The sequence below is a fragment of the Clostridioides sp. ES-S-0010-02 genome (genome assembly GCA_020641055.1).
In the GTDB taxonomy this organism is placed as follows: domain Bacteria; phylum Bacillota; class Clostridia; order Peptostreptococcales; family Peptostreptococcaceae; genus Clostridioides.
On sequence record CP067345.1, the window covers coordinates 510,632 to 527,215 of the forward strand.

Sequence of the window (16,584 nt, forward strand, 5' to 3'; positions counted from 1 at the left end):
CATACTATTATATAATATAAAATAATAGTATTAAATTAGAAAGAGATACTTTTTTGGGGGGATATTATGAAAAATAGAATTGAAAAATTAATGAATAACTTTGTAAAAGATTATTATAATTCAAATGATGTGACTCAAAAGTGGCAAGAGCTTTTATTTGCCTATGCTTCTGCTGAAGATGAAATGTTTTATCAGTTAAAAAATATTGTAGGAACATCTCATGCTATGCCAAAAGATTTTTTAAAAGATGGTAAGACTATAATTACATATTTTATACCCTTTGATAAAAACATAAATAATAGTAATATTGGAGGGCTCGAATGTTCAGAAAGTTGGGCAAGAGCTTATATAGAAACTAATAAATTGATTTCCGATTTAAATAATTTTTTATGTGAAGAGCTAGGCAACATGGGATTTGACTCCTATGCTATTCCTGGGTCATATAATTTTGATAATGATAAATTGATTAGTGATTGGTCACAAAGACATGTAGCATTCATAGCAGGTCTTGGAACTTTTGGTCTAAACAATATGCTTATTACAGAAAAAGGATGTTGTGGAAGGATAGGAAGTATAATCACAAGCTTAAAGTTAGAACCAACTAAAAGACCAGAAAAGGAATACTGCTTGTATAAACATAATAATAGTTGTAAAAAGTGTGTAAGTAAATGTGTGAAAGAAGCTTTAAAAGAAGATGGGTTTGATAGAAATAAGTGTTATGAAATGTGTATGATAAATGAGAAAAAATATTCTTATATAGGTGGATGTGATATCTGTGGAAAATGTATAGTTGGAGTTCCATGTTCAGTAATAAACCCATCAATGTAAAAGTTTTTTTTAATTAACAATTCTAATTTGATATATAATAAACTACAAATATAAATAAAAAATAAAGAAATTATGTTGATTGACAACTATTTGTGCTATTGATAGACTTATATGTATCGCTGTGATATAAGGAGGGGTGAGACTTTATGCTTGATTTAATCTTTATTTTTGCATAGCAAGGGCTATTGCAACTATAAAATTTAATATACAGATAGCCCTTTGCTATTCCTAATAAAAAATTACTGTTTAATAGGAGAGCAAAATGAGCTATAAAAAAGCAATACATATATTACCAGAAGAATTACTTGAATTGATACAAGAATATGTGGATGGAGAATGTATTTATATTCCCAGAAAATCAAACAATAAAAGAGAATGGGGAAGTAATACATCTACTCGTGAAGATTTAACAATTAGAAATATGCAAATTTATGAAGATTATCAAGTTGGTCATGATTTGCAGTATTTATCAGAAAAATATTATCTGTCTTTGAAGAGTATTCAAAGAATTATATTACAAGAAAAAAGAAAAGATATTTAAGTGTAAGCCAGTATAGTTCTATAACTATACTGGCTTATTTTCTTTTGTTAAAAATGTTTAAGGTATAGTTTTTTTTTAGTGGATGCTATAATTTAATTAATTTCAGAAGCTTATATAATAAGAAAATTCAGCAGTAGTGTCTATATTAAGAGGAAATAATTTATTATATAAGTGTGTAATTGAAATTTAAATTTATTAAAAATTAGGAGGTACTGTTTTGAAAAAAATGCTTGATTATATTCCACCTTTTCACGACTTTCTATTTTAGCAATATTATAGAAAGGAAAATGTATTTATGCAAAAAATTACTTGGGAGATTGAGTATAAATCCCAATTGCCAGTAATTAGGTACTGTAAAAAATGTGGGAAAAAGACTGAATACATCTGTTCAGATTTATTTAGAGTGAATGCCCAACATAAGTATTTAGATATTTGGTTAATATATAAATGCTCAAATTGTGATTCAACATGGAATTCAACTATATATTCTCGTATTAATCCAAAAAACTTAAATCCAGAGATATTAGAACAATTTTATACGAATGATTATAATCTTGTTAAACAATATGCTATGAATGTTGAGTTTTTACATAGAAATGGGGCGAAAGTTGGCATCCCAGAATATAAAATAGTAGGTCAAGATATTTGTATTGATGACTCTACACAAATTCGTATTACAAGTAAGTATCCATGTCAATTAAAGGTATCCACGTTATTACGTGAGAAGCTTGGCATATCTAGAAAGGTCTTTGAAGACATGTTAGACTGTGGGATGATAAAAAGTATATCTGGAGTTGACCTAAGGAGAAGTAAGTTAAATTATGAGATTGTGTTACAAATTGGAAAGAGTAAACAATAATATTTAAATCGGTTAGACCAGCCAGTTTAACATGTTTTATGTAACATCATTTTAAATAAGTATAGCAGCTTTAAAAAATACAAAGAAGCTATACTTATTTGTGTATAATAGCATTATCTTTTTTCTAGATTTTCTAATATCTCATAGTAGTGTGTTGTAGCTAGTGCACTTGGCTTACCTTATCTGATAAATATTGATTTTCTATGTTCATTTCTTAACTCCATTTCATATTAGATTCTGACTAAATTTATCAAGAATTCTACTACAATAGTATCAATGTTTATAATTGATTTACTTTATTCAAAATTGCATCTATAGCTGTGTCAGGAACAACTGCTAAGTCTTCTGCATTAAAATAATAAATTATATTAGAGTCAAATAATATATTTGAATTTGGTGGAAATTCATCATCTCCAAACCAAAGTATAAATATCATAGAAGTATTACCTATGTATGTAAACTTATAAGCTAGGTCACCCATCTTTACTTTTTCAGCTCCAATATTCTCCATGACCAGTTTATATTTATCTATTTTAGATGTAAAGATTTCTGAAAGTCTTGCTAGAGTTCTATTTAGAAAGTTAGGATAATAGACATTGCCTCCAGGAACTTCTTTAAAAGTTATATATTTATTTGTAAGAGGTATACCTTTAGAATTACACAAATACCTAAGCATTAGAATCTTAAGTTCGAAATTTTTACAGAGACTTCCATTGCTATTCCAAACTTCTCCACTCGGATAATCAACTATATACTGTCTACCAAAAAAATCAATAGTAAATTTGCTTGAATCACTATTAAAGTCAATATTACTTAAATTACTAATTGTATGAGGGTCTAATTCTTTGAGTTTTTTTCGTGCATAATCAAATGGAACATTATAATTACTTGTTTTGATATTTTTATCCATAATATTTTCCTCCGATTTAAAGACCTATGTATATATTTATAAAAAGTTTTCTTATTATTGATTTTATTATATATCCAGAATATTACAATATTAAATTAATAAATAAATTTTGCTATTTAAAGGAATCTATGTAAAATAAATATTAAGTGTTTAAAATATAAATTTTTTATGTTTGAAGTGTTAAAATGATTCTACTATAAAATATTAATTAATTGCTTTAAGTTATAATATAATAGTATGAGATTTTATATAAATTTATAAAGATATAACTAAATATATAAATTAAGGTGTCATTAAATATGTAATGGAGGTGTTAGTATGTCTAAGATACTAGTAGTAGATGATGAATTAGATATGTTAAAGTTAATTGAAAATATATTAAAAAGAGATGGGCATGAAGTAAAGGTAATTAGTGATGTAGAAAACATTCTTGATATTGATTATAATCCTTTTAATCTAATAATATTAGATGTAATGATGCCCAAAATGGATGGTTTTGAAGTATGTAAAATTATAAGAAATAAGGTTGATTGTCCAATATTGTTTTTGACAGCTAAAAATATGGAAAGTGATGTTATGTATGGTCTTGGTATAGGGGCAGATGATTATATTACAAAGCCTTTTGGTGTAGGTGAGTTAAGAGCCAGAATAAATGCTCATTTGAGAAGAGAAAATAGAGAGAAAAAAAATTCATTAACTATATCAAATGTTCAATTTAATTTTTTGGGAAAAGAAATTTCTGTTGATAATAATAAGATAAATTTTACTAAGAGTGAGTACCTAATATGTGAATTTCTAGCAAAAAATAAGGGACAAGTCTTTTCAAAAGAAAGAATATATGAGCATATATATGGATTTGATGGAGAAAGTGATATAAGTGTTATTACAGAACACATAAAAAATATACGAAGCAAGTTGAAATCTTATGATATTTATACAATAGAGACTGTATGGGGGATAGGATATAAGTGGATATAATAAAGTATTACTCAGTGCAAATACATTATATATCTACAAAATGTTTGTAAAATATTAATCTATATATTAAAATTTAATTTATAGATTAATATTTTTTGTAAATTACAAAATTGTAAGGTATTTTGTTATAAAATATTAATATTAGTAGTGTATACTAATAATATGGTGTTTAATATAAATCTTGAGCAAAGGATGGTTTTTCTAATGGATAAACTAAAAAATATTAGAAAGAGTCTACTACAGTATACATTTTTATTTTTATTAATAGGTATAACAATTTACTTGGTATTTAAAACATTAGATATTAAGATGTTATCAAATGTTATAACTATGGTAGATAAAAAGTTTTTATTTGTAGGGGCTTTGGCAATAATGTCTCACATAATGCTTGAAGGATTAGTAATGAAGATAATTATAGAAAGTACTCACAAAGTCAATATTAGATTTATTGGTTTCAAGCTAGCCATTATGGGATTTTATTATAATCTAATAACTCCATTTGCTTCAGGAAGCCAACCAGTACAAATATATGTACTTAAAAAATGCAAAATGCCACTTAGTAAAGCAAGTGCAGTTGTTACAAATAAGTCTATTATTTTTCAAATAGTAGTTACTGTTTATTGCACAATATTAGTATTAATGAATCTAGCTATGCTAGAAAAACAAATGAAAGTAATCATGCCCTTAGTGTTTCTAGGAATAGCAATTAATTCATTTGTTTTAATTATGATAATTTTAGTTATTTTAAATCCTCAAAAAATAAAATATTTTATGAGAGTTTCAGTAAAATATTTATCAAAATTTAAGTTTTTAAGATTCCTAGAGAGTAAAGTAGACTCTATAGAAAATTTTATAGATGATTATAGTAAAGCAATAAGTTTTTTTGCTAAAAATAAAAAAGTATTGATTTTAACTATTATAGTGACTTTTATTCAATTAAGTGCTTACTTTAGTGTATCATTTTGGATATATAAAGCATTTAATTTACAAGGTTATAGTTATATTTATATATTAACACTACAAGCTTTTTTATATATGGCAATATCTCCAATACCAACACCTGGTAATGTAGGAGCTAATGAATTAGCATTTTTCACTATATTTAAATCAGTATTTCCTCAACCTCTAATGGGTTATGCAGTATTTTTATATGGTGGATTTATGTACTATTTGATTCTGATTGGAAGTGGTATCTTTACTGTAATCACTCACTATAGAATGAAAAATAGAATTGGTAGAAATGCCATTTTAAGTGAAAATTAGATAAATCTAAATAAGCATATAGTAAAAAATATGTCATAAGAACTATAATATTTTAATTAGGCGATTAAAATATAAGGATTGTTATGACATATTTTTTTTAAAATTTAAAAGGAATTGTGAGAAAATTGTTGAATTTAATAGATAATATTGCAAAATATTTGTAAATTTTGCATATTATAAAAGTACTTTATTATCTTTAAGGTAAATTTTACTCATCAGGGGATAAATCTAAGGGGGAAATGTATGGAGAAGAAAATTTTAACAGTTTGTCCATACTGTGGAGCTGGATGCCAATTATATCTAGTAGTAAAAGATAACAAGATATTAAAAGCGGAGCCAGCTGATGGTAGAACAAATCAAGGAAGTTTATGTTTAAAAGGTCGTTATGGATGGGATTTTCTAAATGACCCTAAAATTTTAACACCTAGGCTAAAAAAACCAATGATAAGAAAACAAGGTGTGTTAGAAGAGGTTGAATGGGATGAAGCTATAAGTTATACAGCTTCAAGATTAAACGAAATTAAAGAAAAATATGGTCCTGATTCTATTATGGGAACAGGCTCTGCAAGAGGGCCTGGTAATGAAGCAAATTATATAATGCAAAAATTTATGAGAGCTACAATAGGAACTAATAATGTTGACCATTGTGCTCGTGTCTGACATGCACCATCTGTAGCCGGTCTGGCTTACTCATTAGGTAGTGGTGCAATGTCTAATTCTATACCAGAAATAGAAAACGCAGATGTTTTATTCATATTTGGATATAATGGAGCAGATTCACATCCAATAGTTGCAAATAGAATAATTAAAGCTAAGAAAAATGGAGCTAAGTTAATTGTTACTGACCCTAGATTAACTGAGTCTGCAAGAATTGCTGATATACATCTACCTATAAAGGGTGGAACAAATATGGTTTTAGTAAATGCTTTTGGAAACGTTTTAATAGAAGAAGGTCTTTACAATAAAGACTTTGTTCAAAACCATACACAAGGATTTGATGAGTACAAAGAAATTGTTAAACCATATACAGCTAAATATGCTGAGAAGCTGACAGGAATTCCAGAAGAACTTATAAGAAGAGCTATGAGAGAATATGCAAAAGGTAAGAAGGCAATGATACTTTATGGAATGGGTGTCTGCCAATTTGGTCAAGCTGTTGATGTAGTTAAAGGGCTTGCATCAATTGCTCTACTTACAGGTAATTTTGGTAGAGAAAGCGTTGGAATAGGACCTGTACGTGGACAAAATAATGTTCAAGGAGCTTGTGATATGGGGGCTCTTCCTAATGTATATCCTGGTTATCAAAATGTAACTGATGATAAGATAAGAGAAAAATTTGAAAATGCTTGGGGAGTAAAGTTATCTCCTAATAATGGATATAGTTTAACTCAAGTTCCAAATTTAGTGTTAAAAGAGAAGAAGCTTAAAGCTTATTATATATTTGGGGAAGACCCAGTACAAAGTGACCCAGATGCATCAGAAGTTAGAGAAGCTTTAGATGAGTTAGAGTTTGTTGTTGTTCAAGATATATTTATGAATAAGACAGCACTTCATGCTGATGTTATACTTCCAGCTACTTCTTGGGGCGAACATGATGGAGTATATACATGTGCAGATAGAGGATTCCAATTGATGAGAAAAGCTATAGAGCCACAAGGAGATGTAAAACCAGACTGGCAAATTATAAGTGAAATTTCTACAGCAATGGGATATCCTATGAACTACAAAAATACTAGAGAAATATGGGATGAACTAAGAGCATTATGTCCAAATTTCTTAGGCGCTACTTATGAAAAAATAGAGGCTCAAGGTTCTGTTCAATGGCCTTGTAAGAGTGAAAGTATGGAAGACAAAGGAACTATGTATCTATATGAAGGACAAAAATTCTCTACTCCTAATGGAAGAGGTAATTTATTTGCTGCAGAATGGAGACCTCCTATGGAAGTTGAAGATGATGAGTATCCATTTAGTTTATGTACTGTGAGAGAAGTTGGTCACTATTCAGTAAGAACTATGACTGGTAACTGTAGAACACTTAGTTCATTAGAAGATGAGCCAGGTCGTGTTCAAATAAATTGTAATGATGCAGATAGATTAGGAATTGAAGATGATGAACTAGTTAGAATTAGTTCAAGAAGAGGAAGTGTAATAACAAGAGCAACAGTAACTGACAGAGTTAAAGAAGGAGCAACATATATGACTTATCAGTGGTGGGTTGGAGCTTGTAATGAGCTTACAATAGCAAACTTAGACCCTATATCTAAAACACCAGAATACAAATATTGTGCTGTTAAACTTGAAAAACTTGATGACCAAGAGTTAGCAGAGAAATGTGTAAGAGAAGAATATCAAAGTCTTAAAGATAAAATGACTGCCACAAATGTTTAGTAGTTATTAGATTAAAGATTTATAAAAAGCGGAAGGGCAAATATCTTATGGAGAATATATACTCAAAAACTAAGTCCCAAGAAAATAGTAAAGGTGAAGTTTTTGAAAACAGTTATAGTTTAGTAGATTATGAATACATGAATTCTTTTAAATTAGAAATAAGCAAAATAAATGAACATGATTTATCAAATGAATATGAAGAAATAATTGCAGAATATCCACTTAGCTTTATTTTAAATGATAAATACATAAATACATTTTTATGTACACCATATAATTTAAAAGAGCTTGTAGTTGGTTTTTTGAGAACAAAGGGATATATAGAAAATAAAAAAGACATATTAGATATAGAAATAAATGATAAGGAACGTGTTACAAAAGTAACTATTCAAGAGAGACATAAGGATGAAGAGGAACAAATTATATTTTTAAACTCACTAGACTATATAAGTTGTGCTCCTGTAGAGAGTAATATAAAAATAAATTATGATGCGATTTACAGTATAATGGATAAAAACTTAAATTCGTCAGAATTATTTAAAAATACAGGTGGAGTACATAGTGTATCCATATTTGATAATGATAAAAAAATAGTGACCTGTGAAGATGTAGCAAGGCATAACGCAATGGATAAAGCAATAGGGTTTTGTGTTTTAAATGAAATATCACTAAAAGATAAAACTGTAGTTGTAAGTGGGAGAATATCTTTAGAGATGATACTAAAGGCAGCTATGACTCAAATTCCTATTGTAATATCAAAATCAGCACCAACTAATTTATCAATAGAGCTTTCTAAAAAATTAAATATAACTCTTATTGGATTTGTAAGAGGAAGACGAATGAATATCTATGCAAATTCACAGAGAGTTATCAAAAAGTGAGACTGAAGCGTATGTATGCTAATAAAGAAGAAAAAAAATATTCAAGATGTGAAGTGTGTGGAGTAGTAATTGATGATACTGACAAAGTATATGCCAATAAATATAATTTGTGTAAAAAATGCAAGCGAAATACAAGTATTGAAAAAACACTAAAATATATAAATATATATAATAAAAATAACTAGGGACTTAGAAATATACAAATTGAAAGGTGGGATAATATGAATAATAAAATAGGCTCTTTTGTAATAGCAGACCCAAGTAAATGTACAGGTTGCAGATCTTGTGAAGTAGCTTGTTTTACAATGCATAACCAACATAATAATGTAGGATATACGGTTGGGACAGTTGACATACCAGTTATACCTAGACTCTATTTAGTAAAAGGTGATACTTTCTGTATGCCAATACAATGTAGACATTGCGAAGATGCTCCTTGTCTAAATTCATGTCCACAAAAAGCTATAAACAAAGAGAACAATGTCATGTTTGTTAATGAAGAAAAGTGTATAGGGTGTAAAACTTGTCTCCTAGCATGTCCTTTTGGAGCTATAGATTTACTTCCACAATATAAAGATGGTAAAGAAGTAGAACAAGTAATTTTGGAAGAAAATAAAAAAATAGCGTATAAGTGCGATTTATGTAAAGACAATGAAAAAATAGCTTGTATAAGCGCATGTCCTCAAGATGCATTAAAACTTGTTACTCCAATAGATGACAAAAAAGCTAAGAATAGACAAGCTGCACTTAGTTTATTGTTGACAAATAAATAAAGGATAAAGGGGTGACGTTTATGATAATAAATATAGATAAAGATTTATGTACTGGATGCAGAGAATGTTCAAAGGTATGTCCAGTAAATGCTATTGAGGGGGAAGAAGGAAAACCACAAGAGATAAACCCAGATAGATGTGTTATGTGTGGTCAATGTGTTCAAACTTGTAAATCGTATGCTTCAGTTATAGATGAAGGATTTGAGTTTTTGAAAGATAAAAAACAAGAACGAAAAATACCAGAATCAATAAATGAACCTATATTCGCAGCACATAATGTATGCGATGTAGATAGGGTAAAAAAAGCTTTAAGTGACCCAGATGTATTTACTATGGTTCAATGTGCACCAGCAGTTAGAGTAGCTTTGGGAGAGGATTTTGGATACTATCTAGGATATTTAGGTGCTGGAAAAATGGCAGCAGCGCTTAGAGCATTAAAATTTGATAGAGTTTATGATACTAATTTCGCAGCTGATTTAACTATAATGGAAGAAGGTAGTGAGTTAATTAAGAGGGTTACAGAAGGTGGAACTCTTCCAATGTTTACATCTTGTTGTCCAGCTTGGGTTAAATTTATGGAAAAAAATTATCCTAAGTTAACTAATCACTTATCTTCTTGTAAATCACCTCAACAGATGGGTGGCGTAATATTTAAGACATATGGCGCAGAAATAAATAATGTGGATGCATCTAAAATATTTAGTGTTTCTATAATGCCATGCACATGTAAAAAGTATGAATGTGATAGAGAAGAGATGGATTCTAGTGGATATAGAGATGTAGATGTAGTGTTAACTACTAGAGAACTAGCTTACCTAATAAAAGACATGGGAATTGATTTTAAAAATTTAAGAGAAGAAAAGTTTGACAGCCCTTTAGGTAGTTACAGTGGAGCTGGAACTATATTTGGTGTTACTGGTGGAGTTATGGAAGCAGCTATAAGAACAGGTTATGAGCTTATAACTGGAGAAAGCATACCTAATGTAGAAGTAAAACAAGTACGAGGAGAAAGTGGTTTTAGAAAATCAACTATTAAGGTAGGAGATTTAGACTTAAGAGTTGGTGTAGTAAGTGGACTGCAAAATGTAATACCAGTACTTGAAGATTTAGAAAAAGGAAAGTTGGATATAGATTTTATAGAGGTTATGACTTGTCCTGTTGGATGTGTAAGTGGTGGAGGTCAGCCAAAAATTTTACTAGAAGAATATAAAGAATTAGCCTATGAAAATAGAACAAAAGCAACATATGTGCATGATGAACACTTGGCAATTAGAAAATCTCATGAAAATTCTGACATTAAAAAATTATATGATGAATATCTAGTGGAGCCATTAGGAGAAAAATCTCATCATTTATTACACACTACATACTGTATAGGAAAGGAAGTGGCTAAGTAATGAATTATTTTGTTATAGCAGACCCTGATAAGTGCATAGGATGTAGAACTTGTATGATAGGATGTGTGGTTGCACATTCAGATGAAGATATTTTTTACAAAAGTCCAGACGAGATAAACTTTAATCCAAAACTTTCTGTCATAAAAACAAAGGAAGTTAGTGCTCCAATACAATGTAGACATTGTGAGGATGCTCCTTGTGCAAAGGCCTGTCCAAATGGTGGTATAGTTAGGGTGGGTAATACAATAAAAATAAATGAAGAAAATTGTATAGGATGTAAGACTTGTATGCTGGCATGTCCTATAGGAGCAATAGATATAGTTACACTAAAAGATATAGACAAAGGAAAGCTTTGCTTTAGAGAAAGAATGACAGCAAACAAATGTGATTTTTGCATAGATTCACCAGAAGGACCAGCATGTGTAAATGTATGTCCAACAAAAGCATTTACTATAGTTAAAGATGAGGATATAGATAATACTGTTAAAAATAAAAGAAAGTTAGCTATATTATAATATAATTAATAAAAAGATGGAGTTCTAGTTGTTATTAGAGTCTCCATCTTTTTTGTATAATTTTTATAGGGATTAAGAATTAATTATTGTGCCAATTTATCTAACCTTTTCTTATTTAACTTTGTCATTCCCATAGAAGCTGTGATAAGTAAAGCATAGGCGACTATAACTGATAAAATTATAATAGACCAAGAGAATTTATAGCCAAAATTATCAACGAGTAATCCAAATAATGTTGAACCAAGTGCAAATCCAATTGCAAAAATTAACTGAACAATTCCAAAAATACTGCCAAACTCCTTTTGACCAAAAAAAGCACCAGTTAAATAAGCAGGTCCTATCATATAAGCAAATACAGAAAGACCCTTTAAAATAGCAAATACAAATGCAAGATTAGAAGATTTATCGACAAATAGTAATGATAAAGTAGCTATAAGTACAAATATAAAAGATATAATCAGTGGTTTTATTTGACCAAATTTATCAAACAATAATCCTCCAAATAAATTACCAATAAGAGCAAATAATGCAAAAGTGGAACCTACTGTTCCTATTAAAATTGGATTTATATAATTTCTAAGGTAGGTCGGATATTGTACAGATAATGATGAAACATATATACCTACAAAAGCAAATCCAATTGTCATAATCCAAAAATATTTATTCTTTTTAGCCTCTTTTAACGTATAACCCCATACTGAAGGGGATATTTTATTAGGTGTTTCATCATTTTTTATTTTAGAGTTTATTTTCTCATTAGTATCTTTAGGCATTTTAAGCATAAATAATGTCACAGGTATACCAACTATTAGTGCTACAATTCCAAATGTTAGATAAGAACGGCTATATCCTTGAGATGCTAATGAACGAACTACAAGTTGTTGTAGAAATATACTACCAATAGAGCCACCAGCAAAAGCAAAGCCCATAGCTTTTCCTTTACTTTTTTCATCAAACCAAGCACTTATTAAAATTGGTATTCCTATCGCAGATATAATTGTAGCTCCAATTTGTACGATGCATGATACTGTATAAAATTGCCATAGTTCAGTACATATAGAAAATGTAGCAAAACCAATGCTAGAAATTATACAGCCTAATAAATATAATATCTTAACATTGACCTTGGAAAATAATTTACCTATAAATGGTGAAGCAATTGCTGAAGCAATAGTACCAAAAGTAAATATTAGAGAAAAAGATGCTAATCTAAAACCTTCTCCTTCTACAACATAACTTATAAACTGAGGCTGTATACTTGCTACAATACTAAATGGTATAGCTTGTATCAACATGCAACCAAGTACTATAATCCAAGCAGATGAAAAGTTTTTAATGCTAAAATTTTTGTTTAGTAGTGTCTTCATGGTATGATATCTCTCCTTTAGATTATAATTTGTAAATATTAATCTAATTATTCTAAATTTATATATTAGTTTTGGATAGATGAATTAGTTGTATGTAATTTGGGGTATTAATATAAAAATTATCTGTAAAAATTGATTATTTTAAATAGATAGGGTAAATTAAAATATATAGATAAATGAAAGGATGGATAAAATGTCATTTGAAAAAATAAATAATAATAATCTAGATAAAATACACAGCAGGAAATGTATTATGTTTGTAAATTTTAATCAAAAAGAATTATCATTAATTAAAAATGTTAGTAATTTTGCTGGAATAAGAGACCATATCATTTTAAGTGATAAAAATGGTGAAAACATAGTAAGAGATATTTTGGATGGGAATATATCAAGTGAATGTGATAATGGAATTAAAAGTAAGTCTGTAATATTTAATAATATTTCCAGCACACAAGTAAATGCATTTTTAGAAGGATTGAAAAAAGTAAGAATAAATAGACCTTTTACAGCAATGGTAACAGAGACATCTATTGATTGGACATTAAATAATTTAATAGAAAATTTAGTTCAAGAACGCAATGCTATGTCTTCAGGAAAAACAATTGAGCATAAGTAAATTAGTTTTTAGAACCATCTTCTAATAAATTTAACTAATATGTGTTAAGTATCATATTATACTGTAAGATATAAAAATCTTAATATAAGTGGATGGAGGAAAGTAAAATGAAAGTATTATTTACAATAAATTATGGAGAAGAAAAATTTAAAAAAATAAATGAATTAGGATATGATGTTATACATTATTCTGAAGATAGTATAGAAAATAATGAAGATGTAAACACTGCAGATGTGCTAGTTACATATAATCCTTTTGACAGACTAGATATTTCCAAAATGGAAAATTTAAAATATATACAAACAACAAGTGTAGGTATAGACCAAATACCAAAAGAAGATGTGTTAAAAAGAGATATCAAAATAGCTAACAATAGAGGCGGGTATAGTATACCTATTGGTGAAAGCATTGTTATGTATATTTTAGAAATTTATAAAAATAGTGCAAAATTTTTTAAACAACAGAAAAATAAAGAATGGAAAATGGATTTTTCTGTATCAGAATTATATGGTCAAAGGGTTGGATTTCTTGGAACAGGAACTATATCATCAGAAGCAGCTAAAAGGTTAAAGGCCTTTGGTGTAGAAATATGGGGAGTCAATACTGATGGAAGTAATAAAAAATACTTTGACAAGTGTTTTTCTACTGAAGATATGGATGTTGTATTTAAGGAATGTGACATAATAGTCGTAGCAATGCCTTCTACAAAGAGTACAGACGGAATAGTAAATAAAGATATGTTTAATCTTATGAAAGAAGGTTCTGTATTTATTAATGTAGGTAGAGGAAACACCATTAATCAGAAAGATTTAGAAGATTGTGTAGAGAAGTTTAGAGGTGTAGCGTTAGATGTATTTGAAAGTGAGCCTTTAAGTAAAGATAATAAACTATGGGAGCTTGAAAATGTTATAGTAACTCCTCATAACTCTTGGGTGTCTGATAAAAATAAAGAGAGAACATTTAATATGGTCTATAATAATTTAAAACATTATATAATAGAAAATAAACCTGTAGATAATGTTGTAGATATATCAAAAGGTTATTAAATATATAAAAATTCTAATGAAAATAAAAAACTCTTATTGGTATTGTTAGAGATACTATAAGAGTTTTTTTTGTAATAAATTTAAAGTCAAAAAAGTGATATACTAAAAAATATATAAATAGGAAATAATTAATTATAGGGAAATTTTAAAATGATTCAATTTAAAAAATATGAAGAGGTGCTAAGAGTGAGCGTTAAAAATGAAATTAATAAACTTATAGAACAAATAAACTATCATAATGAAAGGTATTATAACCAAGATAGCCCAGAAATATCGGACTACGAATATGACAAGCTAATGAAAGAACTAATATCTTTGGAAGAACAAAATCCAGAACTAAAGAGAGTTGATTCTCCAACAAATAGAGTAGGAGGTAAGCCATTAGATAAATTTAATCAAATTGTACATAAAACTCCTATGCTAAGTTTATCAAATGCTTTTTCAGAACAAGATTTGAGAGATTTTGATAAGAGAGTTCAAGATTATGTGGGAGACAATGTTGAATACGTTGTTGAATTTAAAATAGATGGGCTTTCAGTAGGTCTTACCTATGATAATGGAGCGTTTGAAAAAGGAGCAACTAGAGGTGATGGGATTGTGGGAGAAGATATTTCTCAAAATTTAATGACGGTCAAAAGCATACCTCTTAAAATAGATGAAAAAAAAGAGTTAATAGTTAGAGGAGAAGTCTATATATCAAAAGATAACTTTAGAAAAGTGAATGAACAACAAGAAGAACAGGAACAACCACTATTTGCTAATCCAAGAAATCTTGCAGCAGGTTCATTAAGACAATTAGACTCAAAATTAACTGCAAAGAGACCACTAGATATATTTGTATTCAATATGGAAAATATAGAAGATTATGACTTAAAAAGTCACAGCGAATCCTTAGAATATTTAGAAAAGCTAGGCTTTTCAGTAAGTCAAAATTATAAAGTTTGTAAAAATATAGATGAAGTTATCGAACATATTGAACATTGGACAGAAAATAGAGGTAATTTAGAATACGAGATAGATGGAATGGTAATAAAAGTAAATAATATAAAACAAAGGGAAGAGATGGGATATACGGCAAAGAGCCCAAGATGGGCAATTGCATATAAATTTCCAGCAGAAAAGAAAAAAACTAAAATAGTAGATATAATAGTAGAAGTTGGAAGAACTGGTACAATAACACCATCAGCAGTACTTGAACCAGTTAGACTTGCTGGTACTACTGTAAGTAGAGCAACACTTCATAATGAAGACTATATAAAAGAGAAGGACATAAAAATAAATGATACAGTATTGGTTCAAAAAGCAGGAGATATAATACCTCAAGTTTTAGAAGTTATAAAAGAAGCTCGTACTGGGGAGGAAGTAGATTTTAAAATGCCAGAAAAATGCCCTGTTTGTTCAGAACCAACAGTAAGATTAGAAGGAGAAGCTGCTGTAAAGTGTATAAATATGTCTTGTCCAGCTCAAATAAGAAGGGGAATTATACATTTTGTATCAAGAGACGCGATGAATATAGATGGTTTAGGAGAATCTATAATTACATTGTTGCTAAATGAAAAAATAATTCAAGATGTGTCTGATTTATATTATATAAAACAGGAAGATGTAGTTGATTTAGAAAGAATGGGTGAAAAATCTGCTGATAATTTAATAAATTCAATAGAAAAGTCAAAAGAAAATGATTTATGGAGACTTATAAATGGTTTAGGAATTAAATTTATAGGCGTTAAGGCAGCTAAGATACTTGCTTCAAAATTTAAAGATTTAGATGATGTGATTTCTGCAACAATTGAGCAATTAGAAGATTTAGAGGAATTTGGGAGTATAATGGCAAATAGTGTTGTTGAGTTTTTTAAGGAAGATAAAAATATAAATGTCATAGAAAAACTAAAAAGTGTAGGAGTAAATACAAAATCATTAGAAAATACAGGTGAAACAGTAGAAAGAATATTTGAAGGAATGAAAATAGTATTGACTGGTACACTTCCCACATTAAAAAGAAATGATGCAAAAGATATGATAGAAAAAAGAGGTGGAAAAGCTACATCTAGTGTAAGTAAATCGACAACTTTTGTTTTAGCTGGAGAAGAAGCTGGCTCTAAACTTACAAAAGCAAATGATTTAGGAATTAAAGTTATAGATGAAGAGAGATTTTTAGAATTATTAACTTTATTATCGAAAGATGAAGTAAAAGCTGTATTAGAGGGCTAAAAAGTCACTTA

The 16,584-nt window shown here is 28.7% G+C and carries 16 protein-coding genes; 14 read left to right on the forward strand and 2 right to left on the reverse strand.

Going from position 1 to position 16,584, the window contains the following annotated elements:
• Window positions 1-66 precede the first annotated feature (66 nt).
• The 3 genes from JJC01_02835 (at window position 67) to JJC01_02845 (ending at window position 2,228) form a co-directional block, all read left to right on the forward strand.
• On the forward strand, window positions 67-828 hold the full coding sequence (locus tag JJC01_02835; protein ID UDN58816.1) for an epoxyqueuosine reductase: 762 nt from the start codon (window positions 67-69) through the stop codon (window positions 826-828).
• Window positions 829-1,090: 262 nt separating this feature from the next.
• The gene (locus tag JJC01_02840) at window positions 1,091-1,369 is read left to right on the forward strand and encodes a hypothetical protein (protein ID UDN58817.1); all 279 of its coding nucleotides are present in this window, start codon (window positions 1,091-1,093) and stop codon (window positions 1,367-1,369) included.
• Between the two features lie 295 nt (window positions 1,370-1,664).
• The gene (locus JJC01_02845; protein ID UDN58818.1) at window positions 1,665-2,228 is read left to right on the forward strand and encodes a DUF1062 domain-containing protein; all 564 of its coding nucleotides are present in this window, start codon (window positions 1,665-1,667) and stop codon (window positions 2,226-2,228) included.
• Window positions 2,229-2,508: 280 nt separating this feature from the next.
• On the opposite strand, the gene JJC01_02850 is transcribed toward JJC01_02845, so the two are convergent.
• Complete coding sequence (locus JJC01_02850; GenBank protein ID UDN58819.1) at window positions 2,509-3,138, reverse strand: DUF3786 domain-containing protein; 630 nt, start codon at window positions 3,136-3,138, stop codon at window positions 2,509-2,511.
• 318 nt (window positions 3,139-3,456) lie between these two features.
• Here JJC01_02850 and JJC01_02855 point away from each other — a divergent pair, with 318 nt between their 5' ends.
• From JJC01_02855 to JJC01_02890, 8 genes are all read left to right on the forward strand, one after another.
• Window positions 3,457-4,116 carry a response regulator transcription factor gene (locus JJC01_02855; protein ID UDN58820.1) on the forward strand — a complete coding sequence of 220 codons (660 nt, stop codon included), beginning with the start codon at window positions 3,457-3,459 and terminating at the stop codon, window positions 4,114-4,116.
• Between the two features lie 204 nt (window positions 4,117-4,320).
• Window positions 4,321-5,379 (forward strand): flippase-like domain-containing protein, encoded by a 1,059-nt coding sequence (locus JJC01_02860; protein ID UDN58821.1) that lies wholly within the window; start codon window positions 4,321-4,323, stop codon window positions 5,377-5,379.
• 243 nt (window positions 5,380-5,622) lie between these two features.
• Window positions 5,623-7,767 carry a formate dehydrogenase subunit alpha gene (fdhF, locus tag JJC01_02865; GenBank protein UDN58822.1) on the forward strand — a complete coding sequence of 715 codons (2,145 nt, stop codon included), beginning with the start codon at window positions 5,623-5,625 and terminating at the stop codon, window positions 7,765-7,767.
• A 47-nt stretch (window positions 7,768-7,814) separates the two neighbouring features.
• Complete coding sequence (gene fdhD, locus JJC01_02870) at window positions 7,815-8,648, forward strand: formate dehydrogenase accessory sulfurtransferase FdhD (GenBank protein ID UDN58823.1); 834 nt, start codon at window positions 7,815-7,817, stop codon at window positions 8,646-8,648.
• 11 nt (window positions 8,649-8,659) lie between these two features.
• Entirely contained in the window at window positions 8,660-8,833 is a 174-nt protein-coding gene (locus JJC01_02875) for a hypothetical protein (GenBank protein ID UDN58824.1), read from the forward strand.
• A 36-nt stretch (window positions 8,834-8,869) separates the two neighbouring features.
• Window positions 8,870-9,421 carry a 4Fe-4S dicluster domain-containing protein gene (locus JJC01_02880; GenBank protein UDN58825.1) on the forward strand — a complete coding sequence of 184 codons (552 nt, stop codon included), beginning with the start codon at window positions 8,870-8,872 and terminating at the stop codon, window positions 9,419-9,421.
• A gap of 20 nt (window positions 9,422-9,441) precedes the next feature.
• Entirely contained in the window at window positions 9,442-10,818 is a 1,377-nt protein-coding gene (locus JJC01_02885; protein UDN58826.1) for an iron hydrogenase small subunit, read from the forward strand.
• The gene (locus tag JJC01_02890; GenBank protein UDN58827.1) at window positions 10,818-11,333 is read left to right on the forward strand and encodes a 4Fe-4S dicluster domain-containing protein; all 516 of its coding nucleotides are present in this window, start codon (window positions 10,818-10,820) and stop codon (window positions 11,331-11,333) included. Before JJC01_02885 ends, JJC01_02890 begins: the two co-directional genes overlap by 1 nt.
• Window positions 11,334-11,416: 83 nt before the next feature.
• Here JJC01_02890 and JJC01_02895 read toward each other — a convergent pair whose 3' ends face one another.
• Window positions 11,417-12,700, reverse strand: a complete 1,284-nt coding sequence (locus JJC01_02895; GenBank protein UDN58828.1) for a conjugated bile salt MFS transporter — start codon at window positions 12,698-12,700, stop codon at window positions 11,417-11,419.
• A gap of 193 nt (window positions 12,701-12,893) precedes the next feature.
• Here JJC01_02895 and JJC01_02900 point away from each other — a divergent pair, with 193 nt between their 5' ends.
• From JJC01_02900 to ligA, 3 genes are all read left to right on the forward strand, one after another.
• Entirely contained in the window at window positions 12,894-13,316 is a 423-nt protein-coding gene (locus tag JJC01_02900) for a DUF3783 domain-containing protein (protein ID UDN58829.1), read from the forward strand.
• A 107-nt stretch (window positions 13,317-13,423) separates the two neighbouring features.
• Window positions 13,424-14,362, forward strand: a complete 939-nt coding sequence (locus JJC01_02905; protein ID UDN58830.1) for a phosphoglycerate dehydrogenase — start codon at window positions 13,424-13,426, stop codon at window positions 14,360-14,362.
• 186 nt (window positions 14,363-14,548) lie between these two features.
• Window positions 14,549-16,573 carry an NAD-dependent DNA ligase LigA gene (gene ligA, locus JJC01_02910; protein UDN58831.1) on the forward strand — a complete coding sequence of 675 codons (2,025 nt, stop codon included), beginning with the start codon at window positions 14,549-14,551 and terminating at the stop codon, window positions 16,571-16,573.
• Window positions 16,574-16,584: the final 11 nt, after the last annotated feature.